The organism is Virgibacillus dakarensis, from assembly GCF_900155625.1.
Classification (GTDB): domain Bacteria; phylum Bacillota; class Bacilli; order Bacillales; family Amphibacillaceae; genus Lentibacillus_C; species Lentibacillus_C populi.
This window is the reverse complement of sequence record NZ_LT732554.1, coordinates 873,293-898,229: the sequence shown is the minus strand read 5'-3', so window position 1 is coordinate 898,229 and position 24,937 is coordinate 873,293. Positions and strand designations below refer to the sequence as shown.

Here is a 24,937-nt window from a genome sequence, read left to right as displayed (position 1 = left end):
CTTCAGTCCCGTTTTTCGGATCATAAATTGTGAATAAATCCTGCCAAATTATCCAACTACTAAACATGCCGGACAAACCGCACAAGGGTAATCATAAAGGATAAACACACACCTTCCTTCGTATAGATGGAATGATATTGTATCTCTTTCATCGGCAGGAAAGCAATTATTTATAGTTATAAAATAGAAAAAAGGCTTTTCATAAAAAAACCTTATACAGGATGTTCATTTAACAGAAAGTCTGTTATGGAGCAGATTTTCCAAACATTTTACCATTGTCTCCGATTACCGATGAAATATACGTTTCATTTTTCATGAAAATTTCCCTTGACAAAGGAAGTCCCATGTTAGCATTTTATTATAATAACATAAGGGAATTATAAGGTCAACCCAAAAGCGGAAGTGCCCGTTTAGCGACGTATGGACTGGACTGAACCGTAGGAGATAAAGGAAACACGACGACCAGAGGGAGTCGATGTTGACTTATCGTACGGAGGTGAAGGAAGTCCACTAGTCGCTGGGTACTGGAGCTGGACGTGGCATACCTTGCCAACCAGTCCTGTTCCGCTTTGATTTTATAACTTCTCAGCTCGCAAAATAAAATACCCTTTGGATCGAGCTACTACCTCGACATTGCCAAATAACGTTTGCAATTTCTCTTTAGCTGATGGCGCACCTTGTTTCTTTTGAATGACAACCCATAATTCACCATGATCTATTAGTTGACGTTTACTTTCTTCAAACATAGCATGAACTATTTTCTTACCAGCCCTGATTGGTGGATTGGTTATTATTGCCGCAAACTTGTACGTTGTCAAATTGGCAAACCGGTCACTTGCTATAAACGTGACATTCTCAACGTGATTCATTGCTGCATTTTGTTGCGCCAGCTTCAGTGCACGCTCATTGATGTCAGCTAGCATAACATTTCGCTTAAAATGATCTGCCAAGACAATTCCGATCGGACCATATCCACAACCAAGATCCAGAAAATCACCACTAACAGCCGGTTCAACGAATTCCTCGATCAGTAAACGCGAACCAAAGTCGACTTCATTTCTTGAAAATACACCATGGTCGCTTGTGAATGTATATAATCTTCCTTTTAGTTGATAACTCCATGTCTCGGGTGAACTTTTAGATTGAGGTTTTTGTGTAAAGTAATGCTCAGCCATCCGGGCACCTACTTTGTTTTAATGTATAGATCAGAGAAGATACATGGAAAGCCCGTCGCTAATTCGACGAGCTTTCTTTCAGTACGTGTTCAAAAGTCGCCGCTTATCATTTGGAGATTTTTTGAACATCCTTTTTTCGTATTACTTAACTTCAACAGTTGCTCCAGCTTCTTCAAGTTTACCTTTAACTTCTTCGGCTTCCTCTTTTGATACGCCTTCTTTAATAGCTTTTGGAGCGTTATCAACCAAGTCTTTTGCATCTTTAAGACCAAGCCCGGTAATTTCACGAACTGCTTTAACAACTTTAATTTTTGCTGCTCCAGCACCTTCAAGTACTACATCAAATTCAGTTTGTTCTTCAGCAGCTTCTCCGCCACCTGCTCCACCTGCAACTGCAACTGGTGCTGCAGCTGTAACGCCAAATTCTTCTTCAATCGCTTTAACAAGATCGTTTAAATCTAAAACGGACATTTCTTTAATAGCATCAATAATTTGCTCTTTCGTCATGATTTATTTCCTCCTGAATTCATTTTAATTGATTTGTATTTTCCTATCGATAGACACAAAATTATGCGCCTTGTTCTTCTTTTTGTTCCGCAACCTGTTTCGCAGCATACGCAAGATTACGTATAGGTGCTTGTAGCACACTAAGCAGCATCGAAACCATACCTTCGTAATTTGGCAGGTCAGCAAGCTCTTTAATTTGGTCAAGTGTTGCGATTTTCCCTTCAATTACGCCGCCTTTAATTTCTAATGCATCATGATCTTTGGCGAATTTGTTCAGAATTTTAGCCGGTGCTATAACATCCTCATTACTGAACGCAATTGCTGTTGGGCCAACCAATTTTTCACCTAATTCACCTAGTTCAACTGAATCGACAGCACGTCGAGCCATGGAGTTCTTATAAACTTTGAATTCAACATTTGCTTCACGAAGCTGTTTACGCAATTCCGTAACTTCAGCAACATCGAGACCACGGTAATCCACTAATAGTGTAGATTGACTTGCATTAAATTTGTCAGCGATATCTTGTACAACCTGTTGTTTTTGCGCAACAATATTGCTATTTGCCATTGTTCCACCTCCTGTTATTATTCATCATACCGGACATAGAAAAGCCTTCATGCAGACATGAAGGCTTTGTATAACAAATCTTTATCAATTATGATCGTATTTGTTCTTAAAGACCTCGGCGGGAAATTAAGCGAATGTCTCGCACCTGCTGTCTACGGTACAACGTATTCAATTTTATAACGGTATTCAGTATAGCTGATCACAATTTAAAAGTCAATAATTATCATTTTATAATTAACGATAATTAGAAACATCTACTTTAATTCCAGGACCCATTGTTGAAGTTACCGATACATTGCGCATATAAACGCCTTTTGCTGCTTGAGGCTTTACTTTTACAAGCTGTTCAATTACTGCTACAAAGTTTTCAGCCAGTTTTTCATTATCAAATGAAATTTTTCCAATAGGGACATGAATGTTAGCAGATTTATCGACACGATATTCCACTTTCCCGGCCTTAATTTCGTTAACAGCTTTTTCCACTTCAAATGTAACTGTTCCCGTTTTAGGATTTGGCATCAACCCTTTAGGTCCTAGTACTCGACCGAGTTTACCAACTTCAGCCATCATGTCTGGTGTTGCCACGATGACATCAAATTCAAACCAGCCTTGGTTAATTTTATTAATCAAGTCCTGGTCACCTACATAATCTGCTCCGGCCGCTTCTGCCTCTTTAACTTTGTCGCCTTTAGCAAAAACCAGAACGCGTTGTGTTTTACCCGTACCATGTGGTAACACCATAGCACCGCGGATTTGCTGGTCCGCTTTTTTCGGATCCACGCCCAAACGAAATGCAGCTTCAACTGTTTCATCAAATTTCGCTTTAGCGGTTTGTTTTACTAATGCAATAGCTTCATCAACTTCATACGCTTTTGAGCGATCAACAAGCTTTGCTGCTTCTTGATATCTTTTACCTTTTTTAGCCATTTTATTTCCTCCTATGGTTTGTGGTTTATAGCGGTTAGACCTCCCACTTGGAAAAACAGCTGAATGTGTCTTTCCAGATGCCAGAGGTTAGAGGTCAGATTGCTCATAAAATACCAATCTGACTCTGCCTCACTTTTATTCTAACGCAAGCACCCATTCACGAAAAAGGCTGCGAAGGGTGGAAGCCCATTATCGCAACCTGTACCGTAAAAACGGATGAGCATTAGTCTAGCTCCAGCGGCCAGCGACTAGTGGACTTCCCTCACCTCCGTACGATAAGTCAACATCGGCTCGCTTCCAGCTCACCGTGTTTCCTTTATCTCCTACGGCTCAGTCCAGTCCATACGTCGCTAAACAGCCGCTTCCGCTTTTCAGATTAGTCTGGCTAAAGCGGCTGCTAAACGGCCACTTCTGCCTTTAAGATTAGTCCTCTATTGCAATACCCATGCTTTTCGCTGTTCCTTCAACCATGCGCATCGCTGCTTCTACATCAGCGGCATTTAAATCAGGCATTTTTGTTTCCGCAATTTCTTTTACTTTGTCGCGTTTTACTGTTGCAACTTTATTACGGTTCGGCTCACCTGATGCAGTATCAATACCAGCTGCTTTTTTCAACAGAACGGCTGCAGGTGGAGTTTTTGTAATAAATGTAAATGAACGGTCTTCAAAAACCGAGATTTCAACCGGAATAATCATACCAGCTTGATCTTGCGTACGCGCATTAAATTCTTTACAAAATCCCATAATGTTAATTTGCGCTTGACCTAATGCCGGTCCTACTGGCGGTGCTGGGGTTGCCTTTCCAGCCGGGATTTGCAATTTTACTAACTTGATTACTTTTTTAGCCACGAGACACACCTCCTTAAAGTCCGTGATGTGGTAATAGGGGTTGCCCCTCCCACTCATAATTAGCCATTTCCCTCTAAATCTTAAGGACATGAATAACAAAAGAATTTTAGCATGAATCAACAAATAATGCAAGGTCTCGTCTCATATTTTTTGTTGGAGTACACTGGAATCCAATACGTTAAGCCGACCAGAAATTGAAAGCACCAGCTTAGGTCCCGAAGCCGCTGTTATAGTTTTTCAATTTGCGAGAAGTCTAATTCGACTGGTGTTTCCCGGCCAAACATATTAACATGCACTTTCACTTTTTGTTTATCGACGTCAATGTGTTCAATGGTTCCTGTGAAATTTGCGAAAGGCCCTTCTTTAACCGTTACATTTTCTTTTAATGCAAAGTCAATCTGGGTAACCGGATCAGCCATACCCATCCGTTTCAAAACAGTGTCCACCTCATCAGCCAGTAGAGGGGTTGGCTTTGATCCATGGCCGCTCGAGCCCACAAAACCAGTTACGCCAGGGGTATTCCTTACCACATACCATGAATCATCGGTCATAATCATTTCTGTTAATACATAGCCAGGGAAGAATTTCTTCTTGGAAACTTTTTTCTTCCCATTTTTAATTTCTGTTTCTTCATCTTCCGGGACGATTACACGAAAAATCTTGTCTTCCATGCCCATTGATTCAACACGTTTCTCCAAATTTGTTTTCACCTTGTTTTCATACCCTGAATACGTATGAACAACATACCAATTTTTCTCCATTAGAACAGGACAAAGCCGCTTGCCCTTCCCTCCCTTTTCAAATGCCAGAGGTTAGAGGCAGGAGCTCGGATAGATTCCTTACCCTAAACCAGGCTGGATTTTTTGCAACCTATATTAAAACAATATTAAAAAACCCGTTAACCCGGGTTTTCAAAAAAAGTTTTATTTATTTTTCATTATAGCATAAATATAGCATTATTATTCAGTTAAAACAATTCTAATATCTGTGTAATCCCAAGATCGACCAAAGTGAAAAAAATCGCAACAAATACGACCGTTGTTATTACCGTTATCGTATAACTTGTTAACTCTTTACCTTTTGGCCAGCTAACCTTTTTCATTTCCCGAGACACATTTTTAAAAAACGTAATAACTTTCATGCTTGTACCCCCAAACTCCCTGCCGTCTATCTCATTTCGTTTCACGGTGCAGTGTATGTTTTCCGCATGTTTTGCAATATTTCCGTACTTCCAAGCGTGTAGGTTGAGTGGATACATTTTTAGTAGTAGTATAATTTCGACTTGAACATATTGTACACGCTAATGTTACCTTTTTATTCATTTCACCACCCCATTGGCGGGTTTTTTCGTTAGGTAAGAAAGTATAAGAATCCTGACTCTTTCTGCTCATGTCAGAGTAGGCCACGTCCGGCTCCAGCGCCTTTCTCCTTAGGCATTTATAAAATTTAAAAGCAGTGAAGCATAACGTTAAAGCATTGCTATCAGGAAGCATGCTTTTGTTACTAACTTAATGTAGCACTGTTGCCAGTCAATGTCAACGCCTTCTAAAAGCTGACTTCGCTCGAATTAATCAGCTGTTCGAGTTTCCGTTTCACACGCTGCAGCGCATTGTCTATGGACTTGACGTGACGTTTCAATTCCACCGAAATTTCCTGGTACGTTTGTCCATCCAAATATAAATTCAATACCTGCTTCTCCAATTCGCTCAATAATTCAGATAGCTTATCTTCCATATCACCAAACCGTTCCCTGTTTACTAACAGTTCCTGTGGGTCGATCGCTTTCGACCCCGCGATGACATCCAGCAATGTACGATCTGATTCCTCGTCATAGATTGGCTTGTCCAAAGAAACATAGGAATTGAGCGGGATATGCTTTTGCCTGGTAGCTGTTTTAATCGCTGTGATAATTTGACGAGTTATGCAAAGCTCAGCAAATACTTTGAATGATGATAGCTTGTCCTCATCAAAATCCCGTATTGCTTTGTATAGACCAATCATTCCTTCTTGAACAATATCCTCTTTATCCGCACCGATTAAAAAATACGTACGTGCCTTTGCTTGGACAAAACTTCGGTATTTGTTAATCAAAAAATCAAGCGCATGACTATTACCGTTCTGGATCAATTGGATGATCGCATCATCATCAAGCATTTGCAAGCTTTTATGATCTGTCTCTATCTGCTTGACACTCACCAAGTATGACCCCCCGACTCTGAACAGTCCATATATAGAACCAGTATACCGCAACCGTTTGCAAACATCAACAGGGAATTTTCAGGAGTCGGAAGCGGCTGGACTGGGCGGGCTACGACCGATATGCAAATTCCTATTATTTATCCCCTCGCCGCCATTTTTCAAATGTTTCCAGGACATTCTTTTTGAGTGGTATTTTTAGTTGTGGTTTGTTGTTTGCATATTGGTCAATACTCTCTTCAATCTCTACCTCGATATTTTTTAATTCAATAGCCAACTCCCTGGCTGATTTACGTAAGGCACCACGCCCGAAAATGGTTTGCTGCTCCGCATAATCAGAGGTTGCAACATATACCTGGTTGTCTACATTTTTTAAATCTTTAACAAGTTTTTCAATACATTCGTCAGCGGTTTCCTTTTCCTTTGTATAGATGATCTCTACCTGATATTCATTTAGCTTGCTGGCGATGCCTTTCACAAAATAAGCATCAAACACAATAATAACCCGGTTTCCTGTGAATGCTTTATATTCAGCCATCCGTTCGATTAAACGGTCTCTCGCTTGCGCCATATCCCTTTCTTTTAGACGCTGAAGTTCTTCCCATGCACCAATAATGTTATACCCATCAACAACGATTACATCCATCTGTCATTCTCCAAGTGGATGCCTTTTCCGAAATACCTCGTATAGAAGCAAACTGCAGGCAACGGAGGCGTTTAGAGAAGAGACATACCCTTTCATTGGCAGGCTGACAGTCCAGTCACATTTATCTTTTACCAGCCGGCTCATCCCTTTCCCCTCGTTGCCGATGACCACCGCGATTGGCGACGTACCGTCAAGCGAGCGATAGTCCTCTGTTCCTTCTGCTTCTGTACCAACGACCCAGATATTTTTTGCTTTTAACCCATCCATTGCCTGTGCAATATTGGTTACACGGGCGACTGGAATATGTTCCAAAGCTCCTGCAGCCGTTTTGGCAACGGTAGCAGTTAGACCAACCGAGCGCCGCTTTGGAATAATGACACCATGTGCACCGGCAGCATCCGCTGTTCGTAAAATCGACCCTAAGTTATGCGGATCCTCCAACTCGTCCAAAATAATGAAAAAAGGGGCTTCCCCCCGCGTACTGGCTACCGTAAACAAATCGTCAATTGTCGCATATTGGTAGGAAGCAACGTAGGCTATAACACCTTGATGGTTTCCGTTTACAAGCTTGTCCAGTTTTGTTTTGGGGACCTTTTGCACAATGGTATCTGCATGTTTGGCAAGCTGCCGTAATTTCCCCTGTGTATTTGGGTTTAATTGCTCGGAAATCAATAGTTTGTTCACGGATCGGCCAGACTTTAATGCCTCGATAACAGGGTTTTTCCCAATAATCATTTCCTGATCCATCCTAAGTGCCCCTTTCTTCTACAAACAAAACGGCTTTTGTAAGTAATTCAGTTAATCGTTCGTTGTTTCCCAATAAATAATGATACCCAATTAACGCCTCAAATGCAGTACTGTATCGATACGTTTGTACACTTGTGTTTTTCGGGACTGATGCTGATTTGGCATTTCGCCCCCGGGATACTACTTGTTTTTCTGTTTCCGTTAAAAATGTATTGTCCAGCCAATGTAAAATGACATCAGCCTGTGACTTTGCCGCTACAAACGTGACCGCCAGCTGATGCAGCTGATTGGGCCGCACCTGACCTGAACGAATCAGGTGCTCCCTGACATGCAGCTCATAAACGGCGTCCCCCATATAGGCAAGGGCTAAACTCTTAAGCTGCTTTACATCAATTTCCATTGTTACCCCTTTTCCAGCGCGTCCCTTGCGGCGTATCTTCCAGGATAATCTTCTTTTCCTTCAATGTATCGCGTATTTCATCAGCACGTTCGAAATTACGGTTTCTTCTTGCTTCAATCCGTTCTTGAATTAAGGCCTCGACAGCTTCGTCCAATAGTTCCTCTTCTTGCTCAACTGTCAACCCAAGGATACCGAGTAAATCGCAAATCGATGTTTGGAATGCTTCGATGACACTGGTTGCCGTGTGGTTCGATTCCAAATAGAGATTTGCCACTTTCGTTAAGTCAAATAATACGGAAATTGCATTTGCTGTATTAAAATCATCATCCATTTCCGCTTCAAAGCTTTTTCTTAGCTCACTGATTTTTGTCAGCCACTGATCATTATTTTTTTCCAGGTTCATACTTGTTTGTTTTCGGTGTCCTAAATTAAGATAGGCAGTTCTAATACGATCCAAACTATTTTCCGCACCTTTTAAAAGCTCTTCACTAAAATTAATCGGATTGCGGTAATGGACACTAAGCATAAAGAACCGGACAACCTGTGGATCATGTGCCTCGATTAATTCCCTGGCTAAAACAAAATTCCCAAGAGATTTGGACATTTTTTCGTTATTAATATTAATATACCCATTATGCATCCAATAGTTGGCAAATGTTTCGCCTGTCATCGCCTCTGATTGGGCAATTTCATTTTCGTGATGCGGAAACGCCAGATCTTGCCCACCCGCATGAATATCGATCGTATCCCCAAGGTATTTTCTTACCATTGCTGAGCATTCAATATGCCAGCCCGGGCGCCCTTCTCCCCATGGTGCGTCCCAGGCGATTTCACCAGGCTTTGCTTTTTTCCAAAGGGCAAAATCAAGTGGATCCGTCTTTTTCTCGCCAATCTGAATACGAGCACCAGACCTGAGCTCATCGATCGATTGATGAGACAATTTCCCGTATCCGTCAAATGCCCGGGGTTTAAAATACACATCCCCGTCAACACTATAGGCGTATCCTTTATCTATTAGAGTTGCGATAAAATCGATTATATCATCCATTGTTTCCGTTACCCGCGGATTTAATGTTGCTTGCTTCACACCTAGTGCACCAACATCCTCCAAATAGGCAGCAATAAAACGATTCGCCAGTTCAGGAACATCTTCACCAGCTTCTTTTGCTGCTTTAATAATTTTGTCATCAACATCCGTGAAATTTAAAACATAGTCAACATCGAATCCGCGATATTCAAAATACCTTCTGACCGTGTCAAACACAATGGCTGGTCTTGCATTTCCAATATGAATATAGTTATAAACCGTTGGGCCACAAACATACATACTTACTTTTCCTGCTTGAAGCGGTTTAAAGACTTCCTTTTTTCGCGTCAGCGTATTATAAAGAGTTATCGGCATTTTGCTTCCCTTCCTTCAACCTGGCTATTTCTTCTCTCAATGAATCGATCTCCGCCTGCAAATGCTCACATTGTCCCAAGACAGGGTCAGGCAGCTTATGGTGGTCCAAATCACGACGGACCCTCTCTCCATTTTGCACAACAACCCTTCCCGGAATACCAACAACCGTCGAATGGTCTGGGACATCATGCAGCACAACAGATCCACCACCTACTTTAGCACTTTCACCGATTGTAATGGATCCTAACACTTTTGCGCCTGTTGATATTAATGCATTATCCTTAACCGTCGGATGCCGTTTCCCTTTCTCTTTTCCAGTTCCACCTAACGTTACACCTTGAAAGACGGTAACATTATCTCCTATTTCACAGGTCTCTCCAATAACGACCCCCATCCCATGGTCAATGAAGAACCGCCGGCCAATTTTGGCTCCCGGGTGAATTTCGATCCCCGTAAAAAAACGGCTGACCTGCGAAATAACCCGGGCAATAAAAAACATCCTCCGTTTATAAAAAACATGCGCAATTCGGTGTGACCATATTGCATGCAAACCTGAATAAGTTAAAAATACTTCAAAATAAGTCCGTGCAGCAGGATCCTGTTCAAAAACGACATCCATATCCTCTTTCATGCGTTTGAATATCCCCATTCAAACACCTCCTTGATTGACATATCAATTTACTTCCAACTGGTTAAATACCGCCTACACCTTGCCAAATTAAAAAAAGCGTCTCTGTGTATGAATTACACAGAGACGCATCACCTTGCGCGGTTCCACCCTGTTTGAAGATATATTCTCCCAACTTCAGCTTCTGATAACGGCAGGGTACCGCCGTTATGTACATTTAATTCCATAACGGACTCCAAGGTGCATTTCAAAAACACTTTTTAAAATCACTCGCAGCCGGTGGTGATTCTCTCTGGGTAAAAAGCACGTTTTTTACTTCTCCTTATCAACGTTCAATATTGTATTATTACTATATTATATTTTGGGCGGAATGTGAACATATTAAGCTCCAAGTTGTGTAAGAATTTTATCCAGACGAGCCAACACAACGTCTTTTCCTAACAGTTCAATTGCCATTGGCAGCTCCGGGCCATGCATTTGACCAGTTGTTGCCACGCGAATTGGCATAAACAGCTTTTTCCCGCGATGCTTTGTTTCTTTTTGCGTAGCCTTGATTTCAGCTTTAATCGTGTCTTTATTAAATTCATCCAAATGAATCAGCTTATCAGCAAACACCTGCAACACTTCCGGAACCTGTTCCTCACGTAAAACTTCCATTGATGCTTCGTCGTATTCAATATGCTCTTTGAAAAATAGCTCTGTCAATTCTACGATTTCCGCACCATACCGAAGCTGTTCTTTATATAGCGCAATTACTTTTTCTGCCCAGATACGCGTTTCCTGATCCATATTTTCAGGCAGCTTGCCAGCCTCAATCAGGTATGGCATCGTTAACGCAATAACCTGTTCCAGATCCAACGCTTTAATATACTCATTATTCATCCACTTAAGCTTCTGTGGATCAAAAATGGCTGCTGATGTCGACAATCGTTCTGGATCAAATATCTCAATCAGCTTATCCTTCGAAAAAATTTCTTCCTCACCAACTGGAGACCAGCCAAGCAACGTAATGAAATTGAACAATGTTTCTGGTAAATAACCTAAATTACGATACTGCTCAATAAATTGCAAAATGTGTTCATCACGCTTGCTTAGTTTTTTCCGCTCTTCATTTAAAATAAGCGTCATATGCCCGAACTTTGGGGCTTCCCAGCCAAATGCTTCATAAATCATCATTTGTTTCGGTGTGTTGGAAATATGCTCTTCGCCACGTAAAATATGGGTGATTTCCATCAGATGGTCATCGATTGCAACGGCAAAATTGTATGTCGGGATACCATTCTTCTTGACAATAACCCAATCGCCAAAATCGCTTGATTCAAAGGTAATGTTACCGCGAACCATGTCCGGGAAGGTATATGTTGTGTTATCCGGAACACGAAAACGAATGCTTGGCTTACGACCCGCTTGTTCAAAAGCTGCCATCTGTTCAGCTGTTAAATGACGATGTGCACCGGAATATTTCGGTGCCTGGCCTTTCGCGCGTTGTTCTTCGCGCTCTGCTTCCAGTTCTTCTTCCGTCATATAGCATTTATACGCCAATCCCCTTTCCAGCAAATCATCAATATATTTTTGATATATATCCAGCCGCTCCATTTGCCGGTATGGTCCGTATTCTCCGCCAATATCCGCACCTTCATCCCATTCGATCCCAAGCCATTTCAAATAATAAAACTGACTTTCCTCCCCGCCAGCTACATTCCGCTTCTGATCTGTATCCTCGGTACGAAGAATGAACTTCCCATCAAAATGTTTTGCATATAAATAATTAAATAATGCCGTTCTAGCATTCCCAATATGTAAATGGCCTGTTGGGCTCGGCGCATAACGAACACGAACTTGATTAGTCATAGTGTGACCCCTTCCTTGTTTTACGATTATTCTATTTTAATGAAACACTTTCGCTTTAAGAGGATGTTCAAAAAGTCACCAAACGATAAACACGATTTTTTGAACACGCGCTTTAATGCAAAAAGCGATAACATATACTGTTATCACTTTTCCATTCTTAATAAGTTATACCTCTTTTATAATGCTTTTTCAAGTAATTTTGGTTTTGCAAAAATCATTCGGCCTGCGGAAGTTTGTAAAACGCTTGTGATCAGTACCTCAATCGTTTTGCCGATATAATCACGGCCTTCCTCCACAACAATCATTGTTCCGTCATCCAGATAGGCAATCCCTTGATTCTGTTCCTTACCATCCTTGATCACTTGCACCATTAATTCTTCACCAGGAAGAACAACCGGCTTCACTGCATTTGCCAAATCGTTAATATTTAATACGTGAACACCTTGCAAATCACATACCTTATTTAAATTAAAATCATTCGTAACAACAATTCCGTTGATTACTTTTGCCAGTTTAATCAGTTTGCTGTCTACCTCTTGAATTTCTTCAAAATCACCTTCGTAAATTTCAACTTTTACCGGTAATTCCTTTTGAATACGATTTAATACGTCTAAACCACGGCGTCCCCGATTACGTTTCAAGGCATCAGATGAGTCCGCAATATGCTGCAGTTCACCTAAAACAAACTGTGGGATTACAATCGTTCCTTCTAAAAAGCTCGTTTGACAAATATCCGCAATCCGTCCATCGATAATCACACTTGTATCCAATATTTTAGCTTTTGGCTGGCTTTGCTCCGTTCCTTCGCCTTCTGCAACCCGTTTTTTGTCCCGTTCTTTGCGATTATAGTTAAATAAATTCTTTAATTCATCCCTGCGCCTAAAACCAACCTGAAACCCAAAGTAGCCTAACAGAATGGTTATAAAGAGCGGCAGCACCTGTGACACAATATCAATTTTAATATCAGTCAACGGAATATTAATTAAAAACGCAATTACCAGACCAACTATTAATCCCAGACTGCCAAAAAACAAATCATCAACCGGAATCTTCACCAGCGCTTCCTCAATCCACCTTAGAAAGTCAACAATGTAATCTGCAACCAAGAACGAAAATAGAAACAAAATAATTGCCCCAGTTATTAACCCCAGGTATGGTGATAGAACCCATTCCATTTGCGTAAAATCTAATAATTTAATGATATCTGGTATATATAAATACCCAATGGTACCACCTGTAATCAGAAAGAATAAATGTACAATTTTTTTCAGCACCACTGTCACCTCCTACCACTCAGTATTACCTACTTTTAAAAAAATTAGTCTAAAAAATGGAATTATAGCTACTAACAATAAATAAAGAATAGCATAGCTGTAAAATCTAGTCAATTAGGTAAACATAAAATTTTATCACAATAAAATGACAGTGTCAATTTAATTTTACTAAATTCTGCTTTAGTTTCAGAAAATTCTACCTCCCCATCCCCTCCTCTAATGCTTCCTGCACTGTTTTGACGCCAACAACTTGAATTGATTTAGGTACCGTCCAGCCATCCAAGTTATTTTCCGGACAGATGACACGTTTAAATCCCAGTTTAGCTGCCTCCTGTACACGTTGTTCGATGCGGGAAACACGTCTAACTTCACCAGTTAAACCGACCTCTCCAATAAAAATATCATCCGGTTTTGTGGGCTGATCACGGAAACTGGAAGCAATGGCAACAGCAATCGCCAAGTCGATAGCAGGTTCATCCAATTTAACACCACCCGCAACCTTAATATATGCATCTTGGTTCTGTAACATTAATCCAACACGCTTTTCTAATACAGCCATTAATAAAGGGACACGATTTGCATCAACCCCTGTGGCCATCCTGCGCGGGTTTCCAAAGCTCGAAGGAGAAATTAACGCCTGAATTTCCACTAGTACAGGTCTTGTCCCTTCCATGGACGCAACAACCGTAGAGCCAGCAGCACCATGTGACCGTTCCTCCAGAAATATTTCAGAAGGGTTTAATACCTCGCGAAGACCAGCTTCCTTCATTTCAAAAATTCCCATTTCATTTGTACTGCCGAAGCGGTTTTTTACTCCACGTAATATGCGATACGTATGATGCCTCTCCCCTTCAAAGTAAAGAACCGCGTCAACCATATGCTCAAGCATCCTTGGTCCGGCTATCGCTCCTTCTTTGGTCACATGACCAACAATAAATATCGGAACCCCGTTTGTTTTGGCAATTTTCATTAACTCACTTGTACACTCCCGAACCTGCGATACACTTCCAGGTGCACTCGTAACTTCTTCACGAAAAATGGTCTGGATAGAATCAATTACAACAAACGACGGGTTAATCTTCTCAATGTGATTGGCAATGTCGTACAAATTTGTTTCCGACAAAACATACAATGAATCAGCGGTTATTCCTAGACGATCTGCCCGAAGTTTCGTTTGTCTGCCGGATTCCTCTCCGGAAATATAAAGTACCTGCAGTTGTTTCTCAGCAAGCTGTGAGGAGATTTGCAGCAGTAATGTAGATTTGCCAATACCCGGATCACCGCCAATTAATACAAGCGAGCCTGGGACAATTCCGCCGCCAAGCACCCGGTTAAACTCCTTCATCGTGGTTGTAATACGTGGTTCCTTCTGTGACTCAATTGCTGTTATCTTTTCCGGTTTACTAGCTTGTCTTATATCCCTTGCTAGTCCATGACTACTTCTGTTACCCGTTGCTTCCACTTCTTCAACTAACGTGTTCCATCGATTGCAGCCTGGGCATTTTCCCATCCATTTTGCCGATTCATAGCCGCAATCCTGGCATACAAATTTCGTCTTGCGTTTTGCCACTGGGATCCATTCCTTTCAGCTTAACCTATATTATATACGAATTGCGTAACATCAAAGTTACAGCAATCTATCAATTTTATAAACTTTTTTTCATAACTATGCCACATAACAGAGGTCGGATGTCGGAAGCCGGATGTCAGAGGTTAAAGAATAAGCCAGCAAGGAGGGGTCCTGCTGGCTGTTTTACTAAGCTAAAACGATAAAATCACCTTTATTGTTTAATCCGATTTTTACTTTTTGGCCTTTCGCAATTGTTTCTTTTAGTAATTCTTCAGAAAGCAAATCCTCGACATTTTTTTGAATGGATCGGCGTAATGGACGTGCACCATATTCCGGATCAAACCCTTCATTTGCTATTTTCTCTAACGCCTTATCGGTAAGAGAAAAGTCAATTTCCTGGTCCTTTAACCGGCGCTGCAATTGCTGTACCATTAAAGTAACAATATTTTTCATATGTTTTTTCTCTAATGAGTGGAATACAATAGTCTCATCAATCCGGTTTAAAAACTCTGGGCGAAATGCCTTTTTCAATTCTTCCATTACTTTAGACTTCATGTCCTTATATTCCTGGCCTTCTTCACCGAGGTTAAAGCCAACGTATTTATTGCGTTTAAGTTCACTTGCACCAACGTTAGACGTCATAATTAATACGGTATTGCGAAAATCAACAACCCGGCCCTTTGAATCGGTCAACCGTCCATCCTCTAATACTTGCAATAAAATATTAAAGACTTCGGGGTGCGCTTTTTCTATTTCATCAAGCAAGACAACCGAATATGGCTTCCTGCGTACTTTCTCGGTCAGCTGCCCGCCCTCTTCATAGCCGACATAGCCAGGAGGAGAGCCAACAAGCCGGGAGGTAGCATGTTTTTCCATATACTCCGACATGTCAATCCGAATCATGGCATCTTCATCAGCAAACATTACTTCCGCTAAGGCACGAGCAAGTTCGGTTTTGCCAACTCCTGTAGGCCCAAGGAAAATAAATGAGCCGATTGGGCGTTTTGGATCTTTTAATCCTGCACGAGCCCTGCGAATTGCTTTTGCCACTGCTTTAACCGCCTCTTCCTGACCAATTACACGATTATGCAAAATCGCTTCCATGTTCAATAACCGTTCACTTTCATCCTTCGTTAATTTCGAAACAGGTACCCCAGTCCAGGTGGAGACGACTTTGGCAATATCCTCAACTGTCACTTCTGAACTTTCCTGACCTTGTTTTTCTTTCCACTGATTTTTGGTTGTCTCCAACTCTTCCCTTAGTCGTTGTTCCGAATCGCGTAACGATGCAGCTTTTTCAAATTCCTGGCTTTGTACAGCAGCGTCTTTTTCCTTGCGTATCTCTTCCAGATTTTGCTCTAATTCCTTTAAATTAGGCGGCACCGTATACGAACGCAAGCGAACCTTTGAACCAGCTTCATCAATTAGATCAATTGCCTTGTCGGGTAAAAAGCGATCCGTTATATAACGGTCGGATAAATTCGCTGCTGCATCGATCGCCTCATCGGTAATGGTTACTCGATGATGTGCCTCATAACGATCCCGGAGCCCTTTTAGAATCTGAATGGTTTCCTCGAGTGTCGGTTCATCAACCTGAATCGGCTGAAACCTGCGCTCAAGCGCTGCGTCTTTTTCAATGTATTTACGGTATTCATCCAGTGTCGTCGCACCAATACATTGTAATTCACCACGAGAGAGTGATGGTTTTAAAATATTGGAGGCATCAATTGCACCTTCAGCCCCACCTGCCCCAATTAATGTATGCAATTCATCGATGAACAAAATAATATTGCCTGCTTGCCGGATTTCTTCCATCACCTTTTTTAGACGATCTTCAAATTCACCACGGTATTTTGTGCCGGCAACAACGGTCCCCATATCAAGGGTCATGACCCGTTTATCGCGTAATGTTTCCGGAACCTCATTATTGATTATTTGCTGTGCCAGCCCTTCTGCCACAGCTGTTTTTCCGACACCGGGCTCCCCGATTAATACCGGGTTATTTTTGGTCCGGCGGCTTAATACTTGAATAACACGTTCGATTTCTTTCGTTCTGCCAATAACAGGGTCAATATTTCCTTCTTTAGCAGTCGCTGTCAGATCCCTTGCCAAGGAATCCAGTGTTGGTGTATTTGCACTTGCTGATTGACCTCTTCCCTGCCGCCCAGCTTGTGATTCGTTACTGCCAAGCAGCTGTAATACTTGCTGGCGCGCTTTATTCAAACTGACACCAAGGTTATTTAACACCCGGGCAGCAACACCCTCGCCTTCACGGATTAATCCTAGTAATATATGTTCTGTTCCAACATAGGAGTGCCCTAGTTTTCTAGCCTCATCTTGTGATAATTCCACTACTTTTTTAGCACGAGGGGTATAGTGAATCGTCTGCATGGCCTGTTTCCCTACCCCGATGAGCTGCTCTACCTCCTGCTGAATTTTTTCAACTTCAAGACCTAATGATTGCAATGCCTTTGCTGCAATTCCATCGCCTTCGCGAACGAGGCCTAATAAAATATGCTCTGTTCCAATATTGTTGTGGCCAAGTCTGACCGCTTCCTCCTGTGATAGCGCCAAAACCTTTTGCGCTCGTTCTGTAAAACGTCCAAACATCATAAGCAAGTTTCCTCCCACTATTATTTTTCCAATTTTAAGCGTTCTCGAATAAGTGATGCCCGCAGTACATCCCGTTCGTCAGCAGTCAAATTCTTCTTTGCATATTGTTGAAGGAACCCTGGCTGTGTAAGGATTATTAGCTCGTTCAGAATATTTCTGGAAACATTTTTGATTAAGCCTAAATCAATTCCCAATCGGACATTTGATAAACAGCCTGCTGCTTCTTTTGATTCCATAATCCGGCTATATTTCAAAACACCATACGAACGATAAATCCGATCCTCGAGCCGTTTTCCTGATTGTTCCATTAATCGGGCTCTTGCATTTCGTTCCTGCTCAATCAATTGTTTAACAACACCTTGCAAATCTCCGACAATATCCTGCTCAGACTTACCAAGTGTTATCTGATTGGAAATTTGAAAAATGTTACCTAACGCTTCACTACCCTCACCGTAAATCCCCCGGACAACAAGCCCAAGCTGATTAATTGCCGGGATCATCCGGTTAATCTGCCTCGTAATGGTTAATGACGGTAAGTGCATCATGACCGAAGCTCGCATTCCTGTTCCTACGTTTGTTGGACAGCTTGTCAAATAGCCTCTTGATTCATCAAACGCATAATTAATTTTTTCTTCCAGCCAATCATCAAATTCAAACCCTTTTTCCAAGGCCTTATCCAGTTGAAGTCCAGGAAAATATAGCTGGATACGAATATGATCCTCCTCATTGATCATGACGGAGACCTGCTCGTTTTTTGAAATTACTGCCGCTGCTGTTTGTGCATGTTTTGCCAGATGCGGGCTAATGAGATGTTTTTCAACTAAAACACGCTTTTCTGTCGGTGTCAGCTCTGGTATTGAGATGAATTCCAAATCCTGATACTCTTGAAATGTCTGATGAGCATATTCTGTCTTAAAAAATTGCAGAATTTCCTCAAGCTCTTCCTGTTCTGCTGCAAGCGGAAAAGAAACCTTTGCAAAATTACGTGCCAATCGAATTCGGCTGCTCAGCACAATATCATTGTCAGGCCCTTCATCATGCATCCAAGGACTTATTGCATTATTGACGAAGTGTTCTAAGGTCATGACTGGTCACCCCGCATTTCTTTTTCCAAATCTTTAATTTTATCCCGAACTTCCGCCGCTTCTTCAAACTCCTCTTTGTCGATCAATGCCTTTAGCTGTACTTTATAATCTTCCAGCTGTTTTTTAGCATGTAAATCGCCACCCTGACGTTTGGGGATTTTTCCAAAATGTTTGGTATTTCCACTATGAACCCGGCGCAGGATTGGATCCAATCGCTCAGAAAATGTATGATAGCATGATGCACAGCCAAATTTTCCAACCCGTTTAAATTCAGCAAATGTCATTCCGCATTGCGGACATTGCAATTCTTTTGGTTGAGTAAATGCAGAATTACTGTGACTGCTCATTGGTGATGGTTCAAAATTAAATAAGCCGGTTAACAGATTATGAAATGAATAGCCTTCCTCAGGATACGTCATATATCCTTTTTCCTTGGCGCAAACTTCACACACATGGACTTCTATTTTATTTCCGTTGACAACCTGAGTAAAGTGTAACGTTGCAGGCCGTTTTTGACATTCCTGACACTCCATCTATTTCCCCTCCCAACGCACGAGACGTTTTATTTGTTTAAGTACTTTAATGTTGTCAGCATTGCTGTTAACACACGTGCACGAACTTCATCACGAAGCGGCAATTGAAATGCTAACGTATTTCTTCCAATTGCACTTAACATGATTTTTGCTTCTCGTTCCGTAATTAATTTTTCCTCTAATAGCCGATCCAAAACATCAAGAGCAGCCTGTTGCGTTACAGTTGGATTAATCAGCTGAATGATTTCATCAATCAGTTCAGATTTTTCCTGATGTTTCACACGCATTATCCGAATATACCCGCCGCCGCCACGCTTACTCTCTACGATATACCCCTTTTCAATCGTAAATCTTGTGTTAATCACATAATTTATTTGTGATGGAACACATTGGAATTGATCGGCTATTTCACTGCGCTTAATTTCAATCGCATCCTGTTGAGCCTGCTTGAGTATTTGTTTTAAGTATTGCTCAATCACGTCCGAGATGTTGCTCATAAGCGAAGCCTCCTTCTCCTTCAATGCGAACCAATGTCTATTGCATTTGACTTTGACTATCTTTGACTTTATTTTTATTATACGACAAATTGGCAGAGATGCAAACACATTGTTCTTATTTATTTTAGACAATGTCAGCAGAATCAAAACACACTATCCCGGAAATTTTATCACGTATAACGGTCTGCAATACCTCCACCTTTAGCATGAGTACCAAAACGTAAAGGTGGAGGAGGAAGGGCAGGCGAAAACCGTCACGTCCTGTGCGTCGAAAACCACCACTGAATGATGTTTTGCTTTATTCGTTAGCTTCTCTCGCTAATATTTTTTACAAACTCTACCCTGGACATTTCCTCAAACAAAGAAATTTTATCTAATTCCGTATCTTTATTCACTTTAATAAAAATACTTCTTAAATTATTTTCGACTTGGACAATTTCTACTTTTTTAATGGTTATATGATACGATTCCAAAATGGATACAATATTGCTTATTTGCAAATCGGGCAATGCTACAATTTCAATCAAAGAAGAGGAACGTCCTTTTCGAAATAGCCTTTCAAAGTTATTCAGGAAAATTAAACTAAGCAAAATTACGAGTGTTGTAAAAACAGCTGTTCCATACATACCTATCCCGATAACCAGCCCAAGACCTGCTACTGCCCAAATGGAAGCAGCTGTTGTTAGTCCGCGAACCGTTCCTCCATAAACAATGATTGTTCCAGCTCCAAGAAAACCAATACCGCTAATAACATAGGAAGGGATACGCGTCGGATCAAAACGGATATTATCGTAACGATCTATGTATGCTTCAAATCCATATAATGATAATAACATCATTAAACAGGAACCGATTCCAACCAATATATGAGTGCGAAAGCCTGCTGAGTGATTTTTAAGCTCCCGTTCAAAGCCAATGACCCCGGATAATACCAAGGCAACAAAAACACGCAGCATGATTAAAAGAAAATGGTCCCCAAATATCTGGTCAAAATAGTCTGTCATAAGCATGCACCTCCTTAAAATTTGTTGATGGACCTTTTATTTTACAGGAAAATTCGTAAAATAGACAGTTAACGCACCAGTTCCAAACATACATTGCTTACAAATATATGATTGTTCCAGAAAAAATATAAGATTGGAAAAGGATTTTTATCAGTATTATCGAATTACAATATAGATGGAACGAAGTAGAGTAGAAAACAGGAGTTAGATATTGCCTTCTTGTCCTCGGGTTTCAGGGTTTTCCACCTTACTAAGCCAGACTTGAGGGCAATTCCTCTTCCTGTTCCCCCTCATCAAACCGTACATGAGGTTTTCCCTCATACGGCTTTCCGACGTTCTTCTTTCTTTGGCATTACGTACTTGTCTAACTCGCCAATTTCACTAATTTATATTTGGTCATTTCTATTACCTCGCCCATTTTACTGTGTTTGTGGCGTTTATTTCGTTTCCTGTTCCAAAATATTGTAAGTCGTTCAAGTACATACCAGTCGATACGATTAAGCCATTTCTTAGCTATCGGGGAAGTAAGATAGTAGTTCTTAAACCCTTGCAGCTTTCGATTCAGCCCTATTATGAGATCTTCTATGTCTAGGGACAATTTATTGTTCTTTCCCACATATTCCTTGATCTTCTCTCGCATTTTCTTCATTGCCTTTTTACTCGGTATGTGCGACATCACATGTATTTTGTAACCGCCTTTAATAAGAATAGGGAATTTTCTGTGATGAAGTCCCAAGAAGTCAAATCCATCTGTATTATCCCATATATTGACAAGCCTTGATTTCTCAGGACTAAGTGTAAGGTTCAGTTTCTTCATGATACCTCTTAATACCTGAATACTTTCCAACGCTTGTTGCTTCGTAGAGCACATAATAACAAAGTCGTCTGCATAGCGAACAATTTGCCCCAGGTGTGCAAACTTCTTATTCCAGAGTGAGTCCAATACATTTAGATAGATGTTCGATAATAGTGGCGAGATCACACCACCCTGCGGAACCCCGGTTACAGAATCACGAAAATGGCCATCTTCCATGATTCCTGCTCGCAACCATTTGCGAATGAGTTTTAGTACTCTTCTATCGCTAATTCTCATTTTCACTAGCCTCATCAGTTTATCTTGGTTGATGTTATCAAAATACCCTTTAATATCGGCATCTACCACCCAAGCAGACTTCTTACTGGCTTTCTTGATTTTCGCTATGGCTTGATGGGCATTGCGTTTTGGTCTGAATCCATACGAGCAATCTTGAAAATCTGTTTCGAATATGGGTTCTAGTACCAGTTTTGTTGCCATCTGTGCCACTCTGTCCTTAATGGTTGGGATTCCCAGTGGTCTTGTTTTCCCATTTCCTTTTGAAATATAGGTTCTTCTGACTGGATTTGGACGGAATTGATTTTCCTTTAGTTCAAGGTATAACTCATTTAAGAATTCCCTTTCCCCATAGTCATATACAATCTCATCGATTGTTTGCCTGTCGATTCCACCACTTCCATTCTTGGATTTGACTCTTTTCCATGCTTCCGCCAGTATATCAGGACGATAGATCTTATCATATAGTGCGTGAAATCGTCTCGTAGGACTTTCCTTGGCACAAAGATATAAAGTTGATCGGAGTCGTTGAGCTTTTCCATTGGTGTAGTTAGCCAGTTTTCCGGCATTCACTTACTCGTACCTCCTTTCAAACTTGTGAACGAAGTAGGGTATTGGCTTATGCCGTCCTTCCCTAGACAATGTTGTGTTGTCATCGTCATCATCGGTACTATGACCCCCTCCGACTCCCTCTCAGCCCTTCCACCACTTCACCATCGGCTTATAGGTTTCTGTTTTACTCCGTAGAGTGACCGAGGAGGGTATCCCCAGTTCCGTTAATTACTTTCCTAACATGTCGCTCCCCTTACCCCGAGAGATTCTTCAGTGCTGCTCTTCCAAGTTCTTGACACCTTCCATGGTCTTCTCCTTCCTTTGCCAGGATCGACTTCTCCTTGTCCACGTGTGGGTCTGCTGACGAGGCGGCAGGATTCACTTTTATGTTACGACCTGTTAGGTTGCTCGCACTACTGAGTGTGCTTTGTCACAAGGCTTCAACCTTAGGATTTCTCCACCAGTCACTTGTCAGCTACCAAGCGTCTTGGTACTTACTTGGGTTGGACTTTCACCAACTCGCAATTAACAGCGTGCTGGGCACGCCAAAGGCGCAAGCGCCCGTTTAGCGACGTATGGACTGGACTGAGCCGTAGGAGATAAAGGAAACACGGTGAGCTAAAAGCGAACCGATGTTGACTTATCGTACGGAGGTGAGGGAAGTCCACTAGTCGCTGGGCACTGGAGCCGGACGTGGCTTACCCTGCCGAGATCAGAATAGAGCCTAAATTTATATACTTTTGTATGAAAACACTTATCGAGAAAAGCCAATACAAAGCTAGACCCTTCATCATTCAATTTTTTGAAGGGGTTAAATTATCTACGGGCTTTATTTGTGATCTAAAGATAAAATACTATGTCCTTTCTTTGAACAAATTTAGCAATTTTGGTTAGGGTCTCCTTTATATTATAGTTAATGGAGGATGACCACATTACCAATATAACAATACAAATGACAGTAGTATTATTGAAAAACTTTTGTATACGTGTTCTAGTCACAATAGATGGTACTTCTATACTGTCACAACCCGTTTCTTATACAGGGTATCCCCTTTCAGGATCCACCAGAGTATTTTCGGCCTTGTTGTATTGTTATTAAACTGTATTGGCAATAAATGAATGTGATATACCTCCTATCCAGGCTAGAAATTCTTTTTCATCATAGACGGTGGCTGCGCGAATGCGGAGCCATGTTGGTTTCTTATCTTTTTAAAAAGGAATTTGCGAAAAACGCTATTGGGAAGCAGGTGGGTAAAGTTGAGTTATAAATGGCTCAAATGGGCACAGCGGATACAAGCCCTTTCTCAGTCAGGATTAGCCTTTTCAAAAGATAAATTTGATGTGGAGCGATATCTGGAATTACATGAGATAAGTGCCGAAATTATGGCAGAATACACAGAACTCAACTTTCAAAAGGTAATGAACCTTTTCTCCAATGAAACAGGATATCAGACACCTAAAGTAGATGTGCGTGGAGTAGTATTTAAAGAGGACCGAATTTTGATGGTAAAAGAAAAAATTGATGATAAATGGTCACTACCCGGTGGATTTTGTGATATAGGTCTATCTGCATCAGAAAATGCTGTAAAGGAAATAAAAGAGGAAGCTGGTTTTGATGTGACTGCAACTAGGTTACTCGCGATTCTGGACATGAATCACCATGCCCATCCACCACAGCCATATCACTATTATAAGTTATTTATACGGTGTAAGATAGTCGGCGGTAATGCTAAAACTGGAATTGAAACAAAGGACATTAATTTTTTTCCGGAACACGATCTGCCGACATTATCCACCGGCAGAAATACCGAACATCAACTAAAAATGCTTTTTGAATTTTTACGTAATCCCGATAAGGCCGCTGTGTTTGATTGAATCATTTTATAGGGCTAACATCGTTTTTCTATATTCCATAACACTTTTACATGTTAAGTCGCAATAGAATGCGGCCTTCAACCTTAAAAAATGTTCCGAACGTATCCTTTACCTTTAATTCCTCGTAGGTGTACGGAGAATTGCTTTTATATTTATTCAGGTTTCACATTACTTTTTATTAGTGGGTAATCGGAAAAGGTGTGGAATTATGACCAAATTGTTCTACTTTTTAACAATCGTGCCATATAATTAAAAAATATCAATTTCAACATGGGTCCTATTCCACAAAACCTATCCGAATATGTAAATAGGTGCCTTTCTTTTACAGAAAAGCACCCGATTGCGGAAGTCGCTGGGCCTTGAAGGGAGAAACCAACAACAGAATCAGGTTGCTACAGTTCCTCAAGTGGTACGTCCTTTACATGTGTCGCAATCCACCAAATGTGTCCAAAAGGATCCATTATTCCTCCGCGTCGATCACCTTCAGAATGTTCTTCCACAGGCTCTAGTTCCTTTGCGCCTGCATCAATAGCTTGGGCAAAAATTGCATCCACGTCCTCAACATAAAGAAATATATGCATCGTAGCTCCTCCAAGAGACTGCGGGCTCTGCATAATAGGGTATTCCGGAAACTCGTCAACGATCATGATTGGTGAATCTCCAATCTTGATCTCTGCATGCCGAACCTTTCCACTGTCGTCAGTTAGACGCATTAATTCAGTGGCTCCGAACGCCTTTTTGTAAAACGTAATGGCATCGACTGCCCCCTTGGTAATCATGTATGGTGTCACAGCATGATGACCTTTAGGAATGGCCTTTGTGTCAGGTGTCATGAAACATTCCTCCAATATAGTTAATTTAGATGCGTTCATTCCAAAAGTATTACTGGAACTATTGCATCAAATATATTCTAAGTCAGGTTGGAAGGCGTTGTATTGTAAAAAAATG

Annotated in this window: 25 protein-coding genes and 2 other annotated features; of the genes, 1 reads left to right on the top strand and 24 read right to left on the bottom strand. The window is 41.2% G+C overall.

Annotated elements, in window-relative coordinates; genetic code table 11:
• Positions 1-575: 575 nt before the first annotated feature.
• From CZ382_RS14000 to ltrA, 23 genes are all read right to left on the bottom strand, one after another.
• Positions 576-1,175: a class I SAM-dependent methyltransferase gene (locus tag CZ382_RS14000; protein WP_088051816.1), complete on the bottom strand. Its 600-nt coding sequence runs from the start codon at positions 1,173-1,175 to the stop codon at positions 576-578.
• Between the two features lie 141 nt (positions 1,176-1,316).
• Entirely contained in the window at positions 1,317-1,682 is a 366-nt protein-coding gene (gene rplL / locus CZ382_RS13995) for a 50S ribosomal protein L7/L12 (RefSeq protein ID WP_088051815.1), read from the bottom strand.
• Between the two features lie 61 nt (positions 1,683-1,743).
• A complete protein-coding gene (rplJ, locus tag CZ382_RS13990; protein WP_088051814.1) occupies positions 1,744-2,250 on the bottom strand; it encodes a 50S ribosomal protein L10 in 507 nt (168 codons plus the stop codon).
• Positions 2,251-2,277: 27 nt separating this feature from the next.
• Positions 2,278-2,426: a sequence feature (ribosomal protein L10 leader region), on the bottom strand.
• Between the two features lie 58 nt (positions 2,427-2,484).
• Entirely contained in the window at positions 2,485-3,177 is a 693-nt protein-coding gene (rplA, locus tag CZ382_RS13985; protein ID WP_088051813.1) for a 50S ribosomal protein L1, read from the bottom strand.
• Positions 3,178-3,600: 423 nt separating this feature from the next.
• Positions 3,601-4,026: a 50S ribosomal protein L11 gene (gene rplK / locus CZ382_RS13980; RefSeq protein WP_140392735.1), complete on the bottom strand. Its 426-nt coding sequence runs from the start codon at positions 4,024-4,026 to the stop codon at positions 3,601-3,603.
• Positions 4,027-4,253: 227 nt separating this feature from the next.
• Positions 4,254-4,787 (bottom strand): transcription termination/antitermination protein NusG, encoded by a 534-nt coding sequence (gene nusG / locus CZ382_RS13975; RefSeq protein WP_088051812.1) that lies wholly within the window; start codon positions 4,785-4,787, stop codon positions 4,254-4,256.
• Positions 4,788-4,993: 206 nt separating this feature from the next.
• Positions 4,994-5,167, bottom strand: a complete 174-nt coding sequence (gene secE, locus CZ382_RS13970) for a preprotein translocase subunit SecE (RefSeq protein WP_088051811.1) — start codon at positions 5,165-5,167, stop codon at positions 4,994-4,996.
• A gap of 31 nt (positions 5,168-5,198) precedes the next feature.
• Positions 5,199-5,348, bottom strand: coding sequence for a 50S ribosomal protein L33 (gene rpmG / locus CZ382_RS13965; protein WP_088053475.1), 150 nt, complete (start codon positions 5,346-5,348; stop codon positions 5,199-5,201).
• 223 nt (positions 5,349-5,571) lie between these two features.
• Positions 5,572-6,222: an RNA polymerase sporulation sigma factor SigH gene (sigH, locus tag CZ382_RS13960; protein ID WP_200809531.1), complete on the bottom strand. Its 651-nt coding sequence runs from the start codon at positions 6,220-6,222 to the stop codon at positions 5,572-5,574.
• A gap of 136 nt (positions 6,223-6,358) precedes the next feature.
• Positions 6,359-6,868 carry an NYN domain-containing protein gene (locus CZ382_RS13955; RefSeq protein WP_088051809.1) on the bottom strand — a complete coding sequence of 170 codons (510 nt, stop codon included), beginning with the start codon at positions 6,866-6,868 and terminating at the stop codon, positions 6,359-6,361.
• Positions 6,869-6,871: 3 nt separating this feature from the next.
• Complete coding sequence (gene rlmB / locus CZ382_RS13950; protein WP_088051808.1) at positions 6,872-7,615, bottom strand: 23S rRNA (guanosine(2251)-2'-O)-methyltransferase RlmB; 744 nt, start codon at positions 7,613-7,615, stop codon at positions 6,872-6,874.
• Between the two features lies 1 nt (position 7,616).
• Positions 7,617-8,015, bottom strand: a complete 399-nt coding sequence (locus tag CZ382_RS13945; RefSeq protein ID WP_088051807.1) for a Mini-ribonuclease 3 — start codon at positions 8,013-8,015, stop codon at positions 7,617-7,619.
• Positions 8,005-9,417 carry a cysteine--tRNA ligase gene (cysS, locus tag CZ382_RS13940; protein WP_088051806.1) on the bottom strand — a complete coding sequence of 471 codons (1,413 nt, stop codon included), beginning with the start codon at positions 9,415-9,417 and terminating at the stop codon, positions 8,005-8,007. Before cysS ends, CZ382_RS13945 begins: the two co-directional genes overlap by 11 nt.
• Positions 9,398-10,066 (bottom strand): serine O-acetyltransferase, encoded by a 669-nt coding sequence (gene cysE / locus CZ382_RS13935; protein WP_188725420.1) that lies wholly within the window; start codon positions 10,064-10,066, stop codon positions 9,398-9,400. The genes cysS and cysE overlap by 20 nt, the downstream gene beginning before the upstream one ends.
• A 98-nt stretch (positions 10,067-10,164) precedes the next feature.
• Positions 10,165-10,383: a binding site (T-box leader), on the bottom strand.
• 43 nt (positions 10,384-10,426) lie between these two features.
• Positions 10,427-11,896, bottom strand: coding sequence for a glutamate--tRNA ligase (gene gltX / locus CZ382_RS13930; protein ID WP_088051805.1), 1,470 nt, complete (start codon positions 11,894-11,896; stop codon positions 10,427-10,429).
• Positions 11,897-12,072: 176 nt separating this feature from the next.
• Complete coding sequence (locus CZ382_RS13925; protein ID WP_088051804.1) at positions 12,073-13,170, bottom strand: PIN/TRAM domain-containing protein; 1,098 nt, start codon at positions 13,168-13,170, stop codon at positions 12,073-12,075.
• 196 nt (positions 13,171-13,366) lie between these two features.
• Positions 13,367-14,740 (bottom strand): DNA repair protein RadA, encoded by a 1,374-nt coding sequence (gene radA, locus CZ382_RS13920; RefSeq protein ID WP_088051803.1) that lies wholly within the window; start codon positions 14,738-14,740, stop codon positions 13,367-13,369.
• A 186-nt stretch (positions 14,741-14,926) separates the two neighbouring features.
• Positions 14,927-17,353, bottom strand: a complete 2,427-nt coding sequence (gene clpC, locus CZ382_RS13915; protein WP_088051802.1) for an ATP-dependent protease ATP-binding subunit ClpC — start codon at positions 17,351-17,353, stop codon at positions 14,927-14,929.
• 20 nt (positions 17,354-17,373) lie between these two features.
• Positions 17,374-18,438, bottom strand: coding sequence for a protein arginine kinase (locus tag CZ382_RS13910; protein ID WP_088051801.1), 1,065 nt, complete (start codon positions 18,436-18,438; stop codon positions 17,374-17,376).
• On the bottom strand, positions 18,435-18,971 hold the full coding sequence (locus CZ382_RS13905) for a UvrB/UvrC motif-containing protein (protein WP_088051800.1): 537 nt from the start codon (positions 18,969-18,971) through the stop codon (positions 18,435-18,437). The genes CZ382_RS13910 and CZ382_RS13905 overlap by 4 nt, the downstream gene beginning before the upstream one ends.
• 29 nt (positions 18,972-19,000) lie before the next feature.
• Positions 19,001-19,468, bottom strand: coding sequence for a CtsR family transcriptional regulator (locus tag CZ382_RS13900; RefSeq protein WP_088051799.1), 468 nt, complete (start codon positions 19,466-19,468; stop codon positions 19,001-19,003).
• Between the two features lie 305 nt (positions 19,469-19,773).
• Positions 19,774-20,472, bottom strand: a complete 699-nt coding sequence (locus CZ382_RS13895; protein WP_088051798.1) for an MgtC/SapB family protein — start codon at positions 20,470-20,472, stop codon at positions 19,774-19,776.
• Positions 20,473-20,836: 364 nt separating this feature from the next.
• Complete coding sequence (ltrA, locus tag CZ382_RS13890) at positions 20,837-22,135, bottom strand: group II intron reverse transcriptase/maturase (RefSeq protein WP_088049344.1); 1,299 nt, start codon at positions 22,133-22,135, stop codon at positions 20,837-20,839.
• A gap of 1,236 nt (positions 22,136-23,371) precedes the next feature.
• Here ltrA and CZ382_RS13880 point away from each other — a divergent pair.
• Complete coding sequence (locus tag CZ382_RS13880; RefSeq protein WP_088051797.1) at positions 23,372-23,989, top strand: NUDIX hydrolase; 618 nt, start codon at positions 23,372-23,374, stop codon at positions 23,987-23,989.
• Positions 23,990-24,381: 392 nt separating this feature from the next.
• On the opposite strand, the gene CZ382_RS13875 is transcribed toward CZ382_RS13880, so the two are convergent.
• Positions 24,382-24,822, bottom strand: a complete 441-nt coding sequence (locus CZ382_RS13875) for a VOC family protein (protein ID WP_088051796.1) — start codon at positions 24,820-24,822, stop codon at positions 24,382-24,384.
• Positions 24,823-24,937: the final 115 nt, after the last annotated feature.